Raw genomic sequence first — 14,383 nt, 5'->3', positions numbered from 1 at the left:
GGCCTGATTTTTCCCGCCGGCGGCGCTGCCCGCCGGTCACGTTTCCCCGGTAGCCTCCTATGAACAGCCTGTACACCACCACCATCGCCTCCCTGCCGCTGCTGGGCCACGGCAAGGTGCGCGACAACTACGCCGTCGGCGACGACAAGATCCTCATCGTCACCACCGACCGCCTGTCCGCCTTCGACGTCATCATGAACGAGCCGATCCCCGGCAAGGGCATGGTGCTCAACCAGATGAGCGATTTCTGGTTCGAAAAACTCGGCCACATCGTGCCCAACCACCTCACCGGCGTGGCGCCCGAATCGGTCGTCGCCGCCAGCGAAATCGAGCAGGTGCGCGGCCGCGCCGTCGTTGCCAAGCGCTTGCAACCGATCATGGTCGAAGCGGTGGTGCGCGGTTACATCATCGGCTCGGGCTGGAAGGATTACCAGGAAACGGGCGCCATTTGCGGCATCGCCCTGCCAGCGGGCTTGCAGCAGGCCGAAAAGCTGCCGGAGCCGATCTTTACTCCCGCCGCCAAGGCCGAGCTGGGCGCGCACGACGAAAACATCAGTTTCGCCGACATGGAACAACGCATCGGCGCCGACCTGGCCGCCAGGATGCGCGACACCGCCATCGCCCTGTACAAGGCGGCCGCCGAATACGCCGCCACGCGCGGCATCATCATCGCCGACACCAAGTTCGAATTTGGCCTGGACGAGGCCGGCGTCATGCACCTGATGGACGAAGTGCTGACGGCCGATTCCTCGCGCTTCTGGCCGGCCGATTCCTACCAGCCTGGCATGTCGCCACCGTCGTTCGACAAGCAGTTCGTGCGCGACTACCTGGAAACCCTGACCGACTGGGGCAAGACGGCGCCGGCGCCCGCCTTGCCGCAGGATGTCATCGATAAAACCCAGGCGAAATACTTCGAGGCCATCGAACGTCTGACCGGCAAGAAACTGGACGCCTGATGACCGACACCGTTGACATCAAGGCCAGCCCGCTGGTCGGCGTGGTGATGGGCTCGTCGTCCGACTGGGACGTCATGCAGCACGCCGTCGCCATGCTCGAGCAGTTCGGCATCCCCCATGAAGCGCGGGTCATTTCCGCGCACCGCATGCCCGACGATATGTTCATTTACGCCGAGCAGGCGCGCGGGCGCGGCTTGCGCGCCATCATCGCTGGCGCCGGCGGCGCCGCCCACTTGCCCGGCATGCTGGCGGCCAAGACCATCGTGCCCGTGCTGGGCGTGCCGGTGCCGTCCAAATACCTGCGGGGCGAAGATTCGCTGCTGTCGATCGTGCAGATGCCCAAGGGAATTCCAGTGGCCACCTTCGCCATCGGCGAAGCCGGTGCTGCCAATGCGGCCTTGACGGCGGTGGCCATGCTGGCCGCCGGCGACGACGCCCTGGCCGCGCAGCTCGAAGCCTTCCGTATCACCCAAAGCGCCGCCGCGCGCGCCATGACCTTGCCGCCTGCATGAACAAATTGCCCGCTTTTGTACCCGCCGCCGCCCCGCCCACCTGGCTGGGGGTGATGGGCGGCGGCCAGTTGGGCCGCATGTTCGCCCACGCCGCGCAGGCCATGGGCTTCAAGGTCGCCGTGCTCGAGCCGGCCGCCGACTGCCCGGCCGGCCAGGTGGCCGACGAGCTCATCGTCGCCTCTTACGATGACGCCGCCGCGCTGGCGGCGCTGGCGCAGCGCTGCGTGGCCGTCACCACCGAATTTGAAAACGTCCCCGCCGACAGCCTGGCGCTGCTGGCCGCCCGCAGTTTCGTGGCGCCGTCGAGCGCCTGCGTGTCGATTGCCCAGGACCGCGCCGCCGAGAAGCGCTTCTTTGTCGACTGCGCGCCCAGCTCGGGCGTGATGCCGGCGCCGCACCACCTGATCGCCTGCAGTGCGGACATCGACGCCATTGCCGATCACCTGCTGCCGGGCATCCTGAAGACCGTGCGCATGGGCTACGACGGCAAGGGCCAGGCGCGCGTCGCCAGCCGCGACGAACTGCGCGCGGCCTTCGCCGCCGGCGGGGGCGTGCCCTGCCTGCTGGAGAAAATGCTGCCGCTGGCCTACGAGGTGTCGGTGCTGACCGCGCGCGGCGAGGACGGCGAAGCGGTGGTCTATCCGATCGCTGAAAACGTCCACCGCGACGGCGTGCTGTTTACCACCACCGTGCCCGGGCCTAACGTGTCGGCGGCGCACGCGCTGCAGGCGCAGGACGCGGCGCGCGCCATGATCGGCCGGCTGGGCTACGTGGGCGTACTGTGCATCGAATTTTTCGTCCTCACGGACGGACGGCTGGTGGTCAACGAAATGGCGCCGCGGCCCCATAACAGCGGCCACTACACGATGGATGCCTGCATCACCAGCCAGTTCGCCCAGCAGGTCAGGGCGATGGCGCGCTTGCCGCTGGGCGATGTGCGCCAGCATTCGCCGGCCGTCATGCTCAATATTCTCGGCGACGTCTGGTTCGACGACACCAGTACGGCATCGCGCGAACCGGCCTGGGACCAGGTCCTCGAGCTGCCCGGCGCCTGCCTGCATTTGTACGGCAAGGAAGCGGCGCGGCCGGGCCGCAAGATGGGCCACATCACCTTTGTCGCGCCCACCCTGGCGCAGGCACAGGCGCAATTGCAGGCGGCCTGCGCCATCCTGGGCATCGCGGCGTGATGATCGATCACGCGAGCATCGGGCAGGCCGCGCGCGCGCTCGAGCAGGGCCTGCTGGTCGCCTTTCCCACCGAGACCGTGTACGGCCTGGGCGCGGACGCCGAAAACCCGGCGGCGGTGGCGGCCATTTACGCCGCCAAGGGCCGTCCGCAGGATCACCCGGTGATTGTCCACCTGGCGCCGGGCGCGTCGCTGGCGCACTGGGCCGCCGAAATTCCCGCCGAAGCGCAGCAGCTAGCCGACGCCTTCTGGCCCGGCCCCCTCACCATGATACTCAAGCGGGCCGCCGGCGTGCCCGCGGCCGTCTCGGGCGGCCAGGACACCATCGGCCTGCGCTGCCCGGCGCACCCGCTGGCGATCGCCCTGTTGCAGGCGTTCAAGCAGGGCAGGGGGGGCATCGCCGCGCCCTCGGCCAACAAGTTCGGTCATGTCAGTCCCACCACGGCCGCGCACGTGCACGATGAATTCGACGCCGACGGCGCGCTGGCCATGGTGCTCGACGGCGGCGCCAGCCTGGTCGGCATCGAGTCGACCATCGTCGACCTGTCGCGCCTGGCCACGCATGGCCCGGTGCTGTTGCGCCCCGGCCATATCAGCGCCGACGCCATCGCCGCCGTGATCGATCGCCTGCCGGCCGCGCCCGACGCGGCCGCACCGCGCGCCTCCGGCACGCTCGAGTCGCACTACGCGCCGCACACGCCGGTGGCGATGCAGCCCACGGCGACCTTGAAAACCACCCTGGCGCAATTGCACGAGGCCGGCCGCAAGGTGGCGCTGGTGCACTATTCCGACTTGCCGGCCACCCATGCGGCGGTGCGCCTGCCGGCCGCTCCCGGCGGCTTCGCCCACGCCCTCTACGCCGCCCTGCGCAGCATGGACGGCAGCGGCGCCGCACTGATCCTGGTCGAAGCGCCACCACAAGAGGCCGCCTGGCTGGGCGTCAACGACCGCTTGCGCCGGGCCGCCCACGGCTCGACCGGCATCGTCCACGGCCTGCTCAACAAGGAGGCGCCCTGATGATTTTTGCTGCGCTGCGGCAGCAGTGGGCCGTGACAGGATGTTGCGTTCATGTGACAGTCAATACAGGCCTTTTCCCTATACAAGCGCTACCATCACTGGCATATTAGTCGGGTTGCGAATAGCACGAGCGTTCGATTAAATTTATCACGAGAAAATTCAGGAGACAATATGCGTCAAACAACATTTGCACTCGCTTTGCTGACGGCAGCCGTCCTGTCCGCCTGCGGCGGCAGTAGCAGCGAACCGGGCGTGCAGAACGTCAAGGTCAAGTTCAGTTCCCAGGTCGCGTTCGGCGACAGCCTGTCCGATGTCGGCACGTACAACGTCGGCACCGTGGCGGCGCTCAAGGGCGGCAAGTTCAACATCAACGGCGACAATACCGCCGTCAATGCCACCCTGACGGGAAAGAACTACACGGAACTGCTGGCCACGCAACTGGGCCTGCCCGCCGCCTGCGCCGCTTACACCGGCCTGGACGGCAACGCAACGCAAGGCTTCTCGGTGCCGGTCGTCCAGCACGCCGGCTGCTACATTTACGCCCAGGGCGGCGCCCGCGTCACCAACCCGGTCGGTATTGGCAACAAGCTGACCGGCAGCGCGCTGGGGGCCCTGACCGTGCCCGTGGTCAAGCAAGTGGCCAATCACCTGTCGCTCTCCGGTGGCAAATTCACTGGCACCGAACTGGTGATCGTCATGGCTGGCGCGAATGACGTCTTCGTCAACCTGTCGCAATTGTCGACCGCCGCCACCGCCGCCGGTACTGCCGCTGGCACCGCCGCCGGCAGCGCCGCCTTCGGCACCAGCCTGGTGAGCCAACTGGCTGCCGGCGCCACCAATCCGCAAACGGCGGCCGTGGCCATCGGCACCGCGCTGCAAACGGAATCGGCCCGTCCCGGTCACACGGACGCGACCGTGGTCGCCGCCGCCGTCACGGCCGCCGTCATCGCCGGCAACACCCCGGCAGCGTCGGTTGCCGTGTATGGTCCGATGGTCGCGACCGCCCAGGCCGCCGGCACCAGCGCCGGCGCGACCGCCGGCGCCAAGGCCGGCGCCGATTACTTCGCCGCCAACGCCCCCGCCCTGGTCACCACCATGGCCGGCGTGGCCAACGAACTGGCCGCGCTGGTGAAAGACCAGATCGTTGCCAAGGGCGCCAACTATGTGGTCATCAACAACATGCCCGACATCGCCACCACGCCGTTCGGCCGTGGCCAGGCCGCCAGCACCGTGGCCCTGATCGACAATATGGTCAAGACCTTCAACAGCACGCTGGCCACCGCTGTCGCCAGCGAAAGCAAGATCCTGTACGTCGACACCTACGCCGTCAGCCACGACCAGGCCACCAATCCGGCGCCGTACGGCCTGACCAACGTCACCACCCCAGCGTGCAATCTGAACACCACCGTCAATCCACTGGCCAGCTCGCTGGGCTGCAATGGCGGTAATCTGGCCACGGGCGACGTCAGCCATTACTCGTTTGCCGACGAGGTGCATCCGACCCCGTTCGTCCAGCTGCTGCTGGCGCGCTATGTCTCGAAGTACATGGTCACCAAGGGCTGGCTGTAAGCCCTGGCGACCCCAGGCTCACGAATACACCGGCGTGGCTTCGGCCACGCCCACAATGATCAGGAGAACACATGAAACAAGGTTTCAAACACATCGCCAGCGTGCTGGCGGCATCGGCAGTGCTGGCGCTGGCAGGCAACGCTTCGGCCCAGAGCGCCGGTCAATTCACCGCCAAGCTGGGCGTCGGCAAGATCACCCCGAAAGTCGAGTCCGGCGACGTGAGCGCGCCGGCCCAGCCTGGCAGCAAGGTGGCGATCGCTGCCGACACCCAGCCCGTGCTGATTTTCGCCTATGGCGTGACGGATAATTTCTCGACCGAGCTGGCGCTGGGCTTGCCATACAAGCACAAACTGTACGGCGACGGCGCCATTGCCGGTACCGGCCAGCTGGGCACCGTGCAATCGCTGCCGCCCAGCCTGTTTGCCCAATACCGTTTCTTCACCCCGGACACGATGGTGCGTCCCTTCGTCGGTGTGGGCGCCACCTATGCCTATTTCCGCGAAGAGCGCGGTTCGGCGCAGCTGACCTCGATCCTCAACACGGGCGGCCCGGGCGTCAATTTTCACATCAAGAACAAGGTGGCGCCCACCATCCAGGCCGGCGTGGCCTTCAACATCAACCCGAAATGGTTTGTCGACTTCACCGTCACCAAGACCTACCTGAAGACCGACACGTATTATTCGACCGGCCAGACGCAGCACGTCGTGCTCGATCCGGTGGGCCTGGTCTTGGCAGTGGGTTACAAGTTTTAATGTAACTGGTGGTAATTATGAAACCCGCTGCGGCGGGTTTTTTTTCGTCGCGGGCACGCCTGCCCGCCGCATGCGTGGGGCATAATTTTGTCGCACCGCACCAACAAGCAGCGCCTAAATTTGCGCGTGAAGGACGAAGATGGTGTAAACCGTGTTACTTTACGGCATTAGAATTCTTGCCATTGATCCCCGCGCCCATGCGTTATTCGAAGAACAATAAGACTCCAGAGGTTGCCAAATTGCCGCGCGGACTGCTCGTCGGCAGTGCGGCCGCGTTCGCGCTGGTGGCGGCGGCGCTGACCTTGAGCACGCCGCAACCGTCGACGCGCAAGGCCTTGCCCGAGTTTAGCCTGCCGGGGCCAGTACCCGCCGTGCTCAATGTGGCGCCGCAGGACGACAAGCCGCTGCGCCTGGTCTACCGCAATTCCATCGTGCCCGGTGGCGTACACAGCGCTGCCGAACTGGCCGCCGTGATCAAGCGCGACCCCATCGCGGCCGCGCACTACGGCAATTTCAACGTCGCCGCGGCGCACCTGGTGCGGGTCGAGCAATCGCGCATGGTGCACGTGTCGTATCGCATCGGTAACCAGATTTACTGGACCAAGAACAAGGTGCGCCTGGCCTTGGGCGAGTACCTGCTCTCCGATGGCGAGCACCTCATTCGCGCCCGCTGCGGCAACCGGATTGCCGACACGGTGCAGGGCCCCGTCCTGCTCAACGAACCGGCGCCGGAAATCCTGGAAACGGCGTTTGTCTCGGCCGGCGACCTGATCGACCAGACCGTCAGCATGGCCGCCCTGGGCGGCATGCCCATCCCGCCAGTGCCGGGCAGCAGCACGGCCGCCATGGTGACCGCCACCCCTGCGCCCGCCTTTCGCGGCTATGCCGACCGCTTCGGCATGCCGGCCCTGGTCAGCATACCCACCTTGCCCGGCGTGACGGTGATCGGCACGCGCCCGACCGCACCCGCGCTGGTCGATGGCGGCAGCGCCACCGATCCGGTCGTAACCACCCCGGTGACCACGCCCCCGGCTGCCACCGTTCCCGCCACCGAACCGGTCGCGCCTGTCCCGGCAGTTGCCGACCCTGCCGCCACCGCCCCTGTCGTCACCGTTCCTGTCGTAACCGCGCCCGTCACCACCGACCCTGTCGTCGTCAAGCCCGTCGCCGAGCCGGCCGCACCGCTGTTGCCGGTGCCGGACAGCGTGCCCGTCCCGACGCCGGCACCGCCGATTGATATCAAAACGGAGTTGCCCGTCTCGAGCACCCCGGAAGCACCGTTTATCGAAACGCCGACCTTCACGCCGACGCCGCCGCTGGTGAGCACGACGGACGACAGCGGCACCGTGCCGGAGCCGGGCAGCCTGCTGCTGGCGGCGATGGCGCTGGTCATGCTGTTCATCGCACATCGCCTGCGGCGCAGCCAGCGCTGACCCTGCGGGACCGTCCCGGCCGAAAAAAAAGCGTTGCCCGATTTCTCGGGCAACGCTTTTGTCATCGTGGGGCGGTGTTTATTGAAACGCCTGGATGCCCGTCTGCGCGCGGCCCAGGATCAGGGCGTGGATATCGTGGGTGCCCTCGTAGGTGTTGACCACCTCCAGGTTGACCATGTGGCGGATGATACCGAACTCGTCGGAGATGCCGTTACCGCCGAGCATGTCGCGGGCGACGCGGGCGATGTCGAGCGACTTGCCGCAGGAATTGCGCTTCATCATCGAGGTGATTTCGACGGCGGCCGTGCCTTCATCCTTCATGCGGCCCAGCCGCAGGCAGCCTTGCAGGGCCATGGTGATTTCGGTCTGCATGTCGGCCAGTTTCTTTTGCACGAGCTGGTTGGCCGCGAGCGGCCGGCCGAATTGCTGGCGGTCCATGGTGTACTGGCGCGCCGTGTGCCAGCACGATTCGGCCGCGCCCAGCGCGCCCCAGGCGATGCCGTAGCGGGCCGAGTTCAGGCAGGTGAACGGCCCCTTCAGGCCACGCACGTCGGGGAAGGCGTTCTCTTCCGGGCAAAATACATTGTCCATCACGATTTCGCCAGTGACAGAGGCGCGCAGGCCGAATTTGCCGTGGATGGCGGGGGCCGACAGGCCCTTCATGCCTTTTTCCAGCACAAAGCCGCGGATGGCGCCCTCATCGTCCTTGGCCCAGACCACGAACACGTCGGCCACCGGTGAATTGGTGATCCACATCTTGGCGCCCGACAATGCGTAGCCGCCGGGCACGGCGCGGGCGCGGGTGATCATCGAACTGGGGTCGGAGCCGTGGTTCGGCTCGGTCAGGCCGAAGCAGCCAATCCATTCGCCGGTGGCCAGTTTCGGCAAGAATTTCTGCCGCTGCGCTTCCGTGCCGAACTCGTAGATGGGCACCATGACGAGCGACGATTGCACGCTGGCCATCGAGCGGTAGCCGGAATCGACACGCTCGATTTCGCGGGCGATCAGGCCGTAGCTGACATAGTTCAGGGCGGGGCCGCCGTAGGCTTCCGGAATGGTGGGGCCGAGCAGGCCCAGTTCGCCCATTTCGCGGAAAATCGTCGTGTCCATTTTTTCGTGGCGGAACGCTTCGAGCACGCGCGGCTGCAGCTTGTCCTGGCAATACGCATTGGCGGCATCGCGCACCATGCGCTCGTCGTCGGTCAACTGGTCGTTCAGCAACAGCGGGTCGTCCCAGTGAAACTGGGCCTTGCGCGGCGATTCGTGTGTGCTCATGGAGGATCCTGTCAGAAATGTCGATCGGACGGGTGGCCGGCCAGCGGCTCTGGCCACAGCGTCAAGGTTGTCTATTCTACCGGAACGATGCTGCCGAACCGGCCGCCGTGAAAGATCAGCGGCGCCTGTGGATGGATGGCGCATTCCTCAACTTCGCCCACAAAAATGACATGGTCGCCTTCCGGGTAGCGGCTGCGGTTGTGGCACTCGAACCAGGCCACCGCGCCGGCCAGGATGGGCTGGCCCGTGCGCGAGAGTTCGTACTCGGTGACTGCGAAGGGATCGCCGCCGCGACGGGCGAAGCGCTCGGCCAGTTCGGCCTGGCCGGCCGCCAGCACGTTGATCACGTAGTGGGAATTGCCGGTAAAAATCGGCATGCTGTTGGCGTTGCCGGACAGGCTCCACAGCACCAGCGGCGGGTCGAGCGACACGGAATTGAAGGAACTGGCCGTCAGGCCGCGGAACGTGCCGTCGGCCAGGCGGGTGGTGATGACGGTGACGCCGGTGGCAAACTGGGACAGTGCCTGGCGAAACTGGGTGACATCGAAAGCGGGCGCGGCGGCGCGGGGAGAACGAGTATTCATCGGAACCTTTAGAGTGCGCCCATTATGCCAAATTTACGGGGACACGGGCGTCGCTGCCCCCGCCTTGTCACGCTAAGAGTGACACGAAAACCCAGGGCTGCAAGGGGGCGTCGTTTGGAGTACAGTGATTCCATCGGAAACATATTGCTGAGAATCCAACATGCTAAATCAGACTGAGGTGGCAATCCTGGGCGGCGGGTGCTTCTGGTGCCTGGAGGCGGTGTACCGCGAGGCGCGCGGCGTGACCCTGGTCGAGTCTGGCTACATGGGCGGGCAGCAGCCTCACCCCACCTACCAACAAGTCTCCACCGGCAACTCCGGCCACGTCGAAGTGGTGCGCATCGAATACGATCCGGCGCTCATTACCTACCGCGACCTGCTCGAAGTGTTTTATACGATCCACGATCCAACCACGCCGGACCGCCAGGGCAAGGACGTCGGCACCCAGTACCGCTCGGCCATCTTCACCACCACGGCGCAGCAGGCCGAGCTGGCGCGCCAGGTCACCGCCGAGATGGCGGCCGTGTGGGACGCCCCCATCGTCACGCAGATCGCGCCAGCGACGGCGTGGTACCGGGCCGAAGACGAGCACCAGGATTATTTCAGGCAGCACCCTAACCAAAGCTACTGCGCCCTCGTGGTGGCGCCCAAGGTGATGAAGTTTCGCGCCATGTTCGAGCACCGCGCCAAACAAGGGCACTAAGTGCCTATCCCAGTAGATTGGAGTGGCTGCTGCCGCGCCTGGCAAGCGGGGGCGGGCCGTCATATATGACTTGCCTCGTCGTTGCATGGCTAGCCATGCTGCCTCCTCGCGCCTTGCCCGCGCTTGCCAGTCATCGCCTACGCGCATGTCGCCATCCGCTTCCTCCCCTCTACTGAGATAGGCACTAAGTAAGCGTGGCAATGTAACGACACGGGTTGCGGAAACACTGGGCGGGGCAGGGGAGCCCCGCTTACAATCAAATGTTTCCGCACATCAAGGAATTACCATGATTTTTCGCTTCATCCCCCACGCCGCGATTGCCGGCGCCCTCGTCGTGTGCAGTGCCGCGCAGGCGCAACTGGCGGTGACCGTCGACCTCGGCACGACCGGCGCCGGCGCCCACCTGGTGGTGCCCATGGGGACGCAGTGGAATGCCCGCGTCGGCGCTGCTTTTCTCAGTCACGAGTTCGACGGCAGCACCAATGCCATCGACTACCGGATCGACGGCAAATTGCGCATGGCGGAGGCCTTGCTGGACTGGTTTCCCGTGGCCGGCAGCGGCTTTCGCCTGAGCGCGGGAGCGGTCTACGATGGCAATAAATTCGACCTCAACGGCAAGCCGTCGGCCGGCCGCTACCTGATCAATGGCGTCAGCTATTCGGCGCTCGAGGTGGGCACGCTCAAGGGTGTGCTCGACTACGGCAAGTTTGCGCCCTACCTGGGCATCGGTTTTGGCAATGCGCCCGCCGCCAGCGCTGGCTGGGGCTTTGCGGGCGACCTGGGCGGCTACTACCAGGGCAAGGGCAGCGCCCGGCTCAACAGCGTCGGCTGCACCGCCAGCGCCCCGATCTGCCAGGCGATCGCCCGCAACGTTGCCATTGAAGAGAGCCGCTTTGCCGATCAGATCAGCGATGTGCCGAAGATCTACCCCGTGCTGCGGGTGGCGCTGTCGTACAGATTTTAATTCAGCCACCCAGCGGCGCCGCATACATGGGGCGGCGCGACCACGGCATCGCGGGCGCCCGTCCGGCCTTGCCGCAGACGATCTGGTACAGGCTGATCCAGTCGTGTTCGAACGCATAGCTGCAGCCGGCCAGGTAGACGTGCCAGATGCGAAAGCGGCGCGCGTCCGTGAGCTGCCTGATGCGATCGGCCTTGTGTTCGAAGTTGTCGGTCCACAGCGCGCAGGTGCGGGCGTAGTGGCGCCGCAGGTTTTCCACGTCGCGCACTTCCAGTCCCCCTTCCTGCATGCAGCGCACGACGGTGCCCAGGTGGGCCAGTTCGCCGTGCGGAAACACGTAGCGGTTGATGAAGCGGCCGCCGCCGTAGGGGGTGCCCCGCTGGCCCGTGTCGGTGGTGGTGATGCCGTGGTTCATGGCCACGCCGTCGTCCGTGAGCAGCGCACTGACGCGGGCAAAATAATCGGGCAGGTGGCGTAGCCCCACGTGCTCGAACATGCCCACGCTGGTGATGCGCTCAAAGGCGCCGCCCACGTCGCGGTAATCCTGCAGGCGAATTTCCACCAGCTCTTGCACACCCGCCTGGCGCACCCGTTCGCGCGCCAGTTCCAGCTGATTGCGCGACAAGGTGATGCCCAGCACTTGCACGCCGAAGCGCTGGGCGGCGCGGATCGCCAGCGCGCCCCAGCCGCAGCCGATGTCGAGCAGGCGGTGACCGGGGCGCAGGTCGATCTTGGCGAAAATGTGGTCGATCTTTTTTTGCTGCGCGGTGGCCAGGTCTTCGTCGCCGTTTTCAAAATAGGCGCACGAATAGAGCATGGCCGGGTCCAGCCATTCGCGGTAAAAATCGTTCGACACGTCGTAGTGGTAGCGCACCGCCTCGGCGTCCGTTTCGCGCGTGTGGATGAGGCTGCCGACGGCGCGCGCGAGCAGGCCGCGGGGGCGCAAGGTGGCGGCGGCGAGCATGTTGACGACGGCAATCATGTCGGCCGCGCGGCCGCGCACGTCGATGGCGCCTTCGACGTAGGCGCTGCCCAGGTTGTACAGCGAGGGCGCCATCAGGTAGCGCAGCGCCGACGGCTTCGGCACGTGCACGGTCACTTTGGGCAACTGGTGAGAGAAATCGAGTTCTTTTCCATTCCACAAGACCACCCGCAGCGGCACGGCCCCGCGGCCGCACACCTGGTCGCGCCAACTGGTCAATCGCATCTGCTTGAACACGCTCACCTCCACACAATGGCAGGGCGCGCGCCAGGCGCGACCTAGGGCTGCAACCGCTCGGTGTGCCAGCTGCCGTCAGGCTGCCGGGTATAGACGATGCGGTCATGAAAACGCGACCGCCTGCCTTGCCAGAATTCGATGCGTTCAGGCACCAGGCGGAAGCCGCCCCAGTGGTCCGGACGGGGCGGTGCTTCGCCATACTGCGCTTCGGCCGCTGCAAAGTTCTGTTCCAGCGCAGCCCTGCTGGCGATTGGCGCGCTCTGGACGGAGGCGATTGCCGCGAGGCGACTTTTCAGGGGACGGCTGTGAAAATAGGTGTCGCTCTCTGGCGCGCTGGTATGTTCCACGCGGCCTTCGATGCGCACCTGGCGTTCCAGTTCCGGCCAGAAAAACAGCAGCGCCGCGTGCGGATTGGCGGCCAGCTGGCGGCCCTTCTGGCTGTCGTAATTGGTGTACCAGGTGAAGCCGCGCGCGTCGTACTGCTTGATGAGGACGATGCGCGAAGTCGGCTTGCCGCCGGCATCGACGGTGGCCACGCTCATCGCGTTGGGCTCGTTGACGCGGGCCGCCAGCGCCTGCTCGAACCAGGCATTAAATTGCACGAACGGGTCGTCGGCCACATCGGCGGCGTCGAGCGTGGCGTGGCCGTAATCCTTGCGCAGGGCGGCGACGGCGTCGCCGGTGGCGGGCGCCGCCGGCAGCAGGCCCCGCCGCTGCTGCATGGCCTGGCCCAGTTCAATTATCTGCTGCGCTGAAAACAGCCGCTTGGCCATCGGCGCGATATGCGTCTCTTCCAGCGTCATGTGGGCCTGGTAGCGTTCGGCAAAGGCGCTGGCGGTGACGGCGTCGAGCGTTGTGGCAGTGCCGGCGGCGATGGCGCTCAACTGTTCATGCAGCAACTGCCACATCGCGTCCATGGCATTGTGGTCGTCCAGGATGCCGGGCACCAGCGCTTCCAGGGTGGCGGCGTCGGCGTCGATGGCCACCGTGCCCAGCATGGGCAGCAGGTTCTCTTCTTCGTCGGCGTGGTGCAGGGGCGCGGCCTGGTCGAAATACTTGGCGATGGCCCGCGCGGCCTGCTGCGCCTGCGCGTCGGCGCCGTGGGCGGCCAGGTGCGCGGGCAAGCGCAGCAAGGTGTCGAGCTGTTTGCGGATGCGGTCGTGGCAGTGCTTGAGCACGGCGATCGGCTGGTCGAATCCTGGGGCGGTGTCGGGCAGGGCGTGGGTCATCGTGGTCTTTCCTGGTGGGGGTGCCGAAACTGTCATTTTAGAGCAGCCAGCCTGGCCGGGTCCGCTAAAATGGCGCCATGAATTCACCTGACACTTTTATTGCCGACAACGCGCGGCGTTTCGGCGGCCTGGCCCGCCTGTACGGCGCGCCCGCCTTGCGCCGTTTCGGCGCCGCCCACGTGTGCGTGATCGGCGTGGGCGGCGTCGGTTCCTGGATCGTCGAAGCACTGGCCCGCAGCGCCATCGGCCGGCTCACCCTGATCGACCTGGACAACGTGGCCGAATCGAACATCAACCGCCAGGTGCAGGCCCTGACCAGCACGCTGGGCCAGGCCAAGATCGACGCCCTCGCCGAGCGCGTCGCACAGATCAATCCGGCCTGCCAGATCACGCTGGTGGAAGAGTTCATTGACGCCGACAATCTCGAGACCATGTTGGGCGGCAAGGGGTTCGATTACGTCATCGACGCCATCGACAGCGCCCGCGCCAAGGCGGCCGTGATCGCCTATTGCCGCGACCACAGCCTGCCCCTGTTGATCATCGGCGGCGCCGGCGGCCAGACCGATCCCACCAAGATTGCCGTGCGCGACCTCGCCCGCACGGAACAGGAACCGCTGCTCAAGCGGGTGCGCAAGCTGCTGCGCAACCAGTACGGTTTTCCGCGCGGCGAAAAAGCCAAGTTCCACGTCGATGCCGTGTTCTCCATGGAGCCGCTGCGCTATCCCGAGGGCGAACCGGGCTGCTCGCTCGACGCCGACCAGCGCGGCAGCGCCGGCATTACCGGTATCAATTGCGCCGGCTTCGGCTCGAGCGTCGTCGTCACCGCCAGTTTCGGCATGGTGGCGGCCGCCCACGTGCTGCGCCAGCTGGCCGACCAGGCGATGGCCGACGCGCCCGCGCAGGCCGATGTGCACGATCACGGCGGCGCGGTATGATAGGCATAGTGCGCGCCCTGGTCGGCTGGCGTGGACCTTCTTCAATTTTATG

The 14,383-nt window shown here is 66.1% G+C and carries 14 protein-coding genes; 10 read left to right on the top strand and 4 right to left on the bottom strand.

Features of this window, described 5'->3' with window-relative positions:
* Positions 1 to 59 precede the first annotated feature (59 nt).
* From ACP7EY_RS01110 to ACP7EY_RS01080, 7 genes are all read left to right on the top strand, one after another.
* Positions 60 to 956 carry a phosphoribosylaminoimidazolesuccinocarboxamide synthase gene (locus ACP7EY_RS01110; protein WP_426189584.1) on the top strand — a complete coding sequence of 299 codons (897 nt, stop codon included), beginning with the start codon at positions 60 to 62 and terminating at the stop codon, positions 954 to 956.
* Positions 956 to 1,468 (top strand): 5-(carboxyamino)imidazole ribonucleotide mutase, encoded by a 513-nt coding sequence (gene purE, locus ACP7EY_RS01105; RefSeq protein ID WP_426189582.1) that lies wholly within the window; start codon positions 956 to 958, stop codon positions 1,466 to 1,468. Before ACP7EY_RS01110 ends, purE begins: the two co-directional genes overlap by 1 nt.
* Positions 1,465 to 2,655, top strand: a complete 1,191-nt coding sequence (locus ACP7EY_RS01100; protein WP_426189580.1) for a 5-(carboxyamino)imidazole ribonucleotide synthase — start codon at positions 1,465 to 1,467, stop codon at positions 2,653 to 2,655. Before purE ends, ACP7EY_RS01100 begins: the two co-directional genes overlap by 4 nt.
* Positions 2,655 to 3,671, top strand: a complete 1,017-nt coding sequence (locus ACP7EY_RS01095) for an L-threonylcarbamoyladenylate synthase (RefSeq protein WP_426189578.1) — start codon at positions 2,655 to 2,657, stop codon at positions 3,669 to 3,671. Before ACP7EY_RS01100 ends, ACP7EY_RS01095 begins: the two co-directional genes overlap by 1 nt.
* 171 nt (positions 3,672 to 3,842) lie before the next feature.
* Positions 3,843 to 5,240: an SGNH/GDSL hydrolase family protein gene (locus ACP7EY_RS01090; RefSeq protein WP_426189576.1), complete on the top strand. Its 1,398-nt coding sequence runs from the start codon at positions 3,843 to 3,845 to the stop codon at positions 5,238 to 5,240.
* 71 nt (positions 5,241 to 5,311) lie between these two features.
* Positions 5,312 to 5,992: an OmpW/AlkL family protein gene (locus tag ACP7EY_RS01085; RefSeq protein WP_426189574.1), complete on the top strand. Its 681-nt coding sequence runs from the start codon at positions 5,312 to 5,314 to the stop codon at positions 5,990 to 5,992.
* Positions 5,993 to 6,231: 239 nt separating this feature from the next.
* The gene (locus tag ACP7EY_RS01080) at positions 6,232 to 7,425 is read left to right on the top strand and encodes a hypothetical protein (protein ID WP_426189572.1); all 1,194 of its coding nucleotides are present in this window, start codon (positions 6,232 to 6,234) and stop codon (positions 7,423 to 7,425) included.
* Positions 7,426 to 7,503: 78 nt separating this feature from the next.
* Here the strand turns inward: ACP7EY_RS01080 and ACP7EY_RS01075 are convergent, their stop codons facing one another.
* Together ACP7EY_RS01075 and ACP7EY_RS01070 are read right to left on the bottom strand one after the other, a co-directional pair.
* Positions 7,504 to 8,700 (bottom strand): acyl-CoA dehydrogenase, encoded by a 1,197-nt coding sequence (locus tag ACP7EY_RS01075; RefSeq protein WP_426189571.1) that lies wholly within the window; start codon positions 8,698 to 8,700, stop codon positions 7,504 to 7,506.
* Positions 8,701 to 8,771: 71 nt separating this feature from the next.
* Positions 8,772 to 9,284 (bottom strand): flavin reductase family protein, encoded by a 513-nt coding sequence (locus tag ACP7EY_RS01070; protein WP_426189569.1) that lies wholly within the window; start codon positions 9,282 to 9,284, stop codon positions 8,772 to 8,774.
* 160 nt (positions 9,285 to 9,444) lie between these two features.
* Between ACP7EY_RS01070 and msrA the strand changes: the two genes are divergently transcribed.
* On the top strand, positions 9,445 to 9,987 hold the full coding sequence (gene msrA, locus ACP7EY_RS01065; protein WP_426189567.1) for a peptide-methionine (S)-S-oxide reductase MsrA: 543 nt from the start codon (positions 9,445 to 9,447) through the stop codon (positions 9,985 to 9,987).
* A 286-nt stretch (positions 9,988 to 10,273) separates the two neighbouring features.
* A complete protein-coding gene (locus ACP7EY_RS01060; RefSeq protein ID WP_426189565.1) occupies positions 10,274 to 10,951 on the top strand; it encodes a hypothetical protein in 678 nt (225 codons plus the stop codon).
* Between the two features lies 1 nt (position 10,952).
* Here ACP7EY_RS01060 and ACP7EY_RS01055 read toward each other — a convergent pair whose 3' ends face one another.
* Both ACP7EY_RS01055 and pdxH read right to left on the bottom strand, forming a co-directional pair.
* Positions 10,953 to 12,167, bottom strand: a complete 1,215-nt coding sequence (locus ACP7EY_RS01055; protein ID WP_426189563.1) for a class I SAM-dependent methyltransferase — start codon at positions 12,165 to 12,167, stop codon at positions 10,953 to 10,955.
* A 41-nt stretch (positions 12,168 to 12,208) separates the two neighbouring features.
* The gene (gene pdxH / locus ACP7EY_RS01050) at positions 12,209 to 13,396 is read right to left on the bottom strand and encodes a pyridoxamine 5'-phosphate oxidase (RefSeq protein WP_426189561.1); all 1,188 of its coding nucleotides are present in this window, start codon (positions 13,394 to 13,396) and stop codon (positions 12,209 to 12,211) included.
* A gap of 77 nt (positions 13,397 to 13,473) precedes the next feature.
* On the opposite strand from pdxH, the gene tcdA reads away from it, so the two are divergent.
* Positions 13,474 to 14,331 (top strand): tRNA cyclic N6-threonylcarbamoyladenosine(37) synthase TcdA, encoded by an 858-nt coding sequence (gene tcdA / locus ACP7EY_RS01045; RefSeq protein ID WP_426189559.1) that lies wholly within the window; start codon positions 13,474 to 13,476, stop codon positions 14,329 to 14,331.
* Positions 14,332 to 14,383 lie beyond the last annotated feature (52 nt).

The organism is Massilia sp. DWR3-1-1 (genome assembly GCF_049898325.1).
In the GTDB taxonomy this organism is placed as follows: domain Bacteria; phylum Pseudomonadota; class Gammaproteobacteria; order Burkholderiales; family Burkholderiaceae_D; genus JAFCUW01.
Note: the sequence above shows the minus strand (reverse complement) of the source record. Positions and strands in the feature narration are given on the sequence as shown.

Excerpts from the sequence above, each read along its gene's own strand:
- ACP7EY_RS01090 (WP_426189576.1), top strand. The coding sequence starts at position 3,843 with ATGCGTCAAACAACATTTGCACTCGCTTTGCTGACGGCAGCCGTCCTG.
- tcdA (WP_426189559.1), top strand. The coding sequence starts at position 13,474 with ATGAATTCACCTGACACTTTTATTGCCGACAACGCGCGGCGTTTCGGC.
- ACP7EY_RS01110 (WP_426189584.1), top strand. The coding sequence starts at position 60 with ATGAACAGCCTGTACACCACCACCATCGCCTCCCTGCCGCTGCTGGGC.
- pdxH (WP_426189561.1), bottom strand. The coding sequence starts at position 13,396 with ATGACCCACGCCCTGCCCGACACCGCCCCAGGATTCGACCAGCCGATC.
- ACP7EY_RS01075 (WP_426189571.1), bottom strand. The coding sequence starts at position 8,700 with ATGAGCACACACGAATCGCCGCGCAAGGCCCAGTTTCACTGGGACGAC.
- ACP7EY_RS01060 (WP_426189565.1), top strand. The coding sequence starts at position 10,274 with ATGATTTTTCGCTTCATCCCCCACGCCGCGATTGCCGGCGCCCTCGTC.
- ACP7EY_RS01100 (WP_426189580.1), top strand. The coding sequence starts at position 1,465 with ATGAACAAATTGCCCGCTTTTGTACCCGCCGCCGCCCCGCCCACCTGG.
- ACP7EY_RS01070 (WP_426189569.1), bottom strand. The coding sequence starts at position 9,284 with ATGAATACTCGTTCTCCCCGCGCCGCCGCGCCCGCTTTCGATGTCACC.
- ACP7EY_RS01085 (WP_426189574.1), top strand. The coding sequence starts at position 5,312 with ATGAAACAAGGTTTCAAACACATCGCCAGCGTGCTGGCGGCATCGGCA.
- ACP7EY_RS01095 (WP_426189578.1), top strand. The coding sequence starts at position 2,655 with ATGATCGATCACGCGAGCATCGGGCAGGCCGCGCGCGCGCTCGAGCAG.
- purE (WP_426189582.1), top strand. The coding sequence starts at position 956 with ATGACCGACACCGTTGACATCAAGGCCAGCCCGCTGGTCGGCGTGGTG.
- msrA (WP_426189567.1), top strand. The coding sequence starts at position 9,445 with ATGCTAAATCAGACTGAGGTGGCAATCCTGGGCGGCGGGTGCTTCTGG.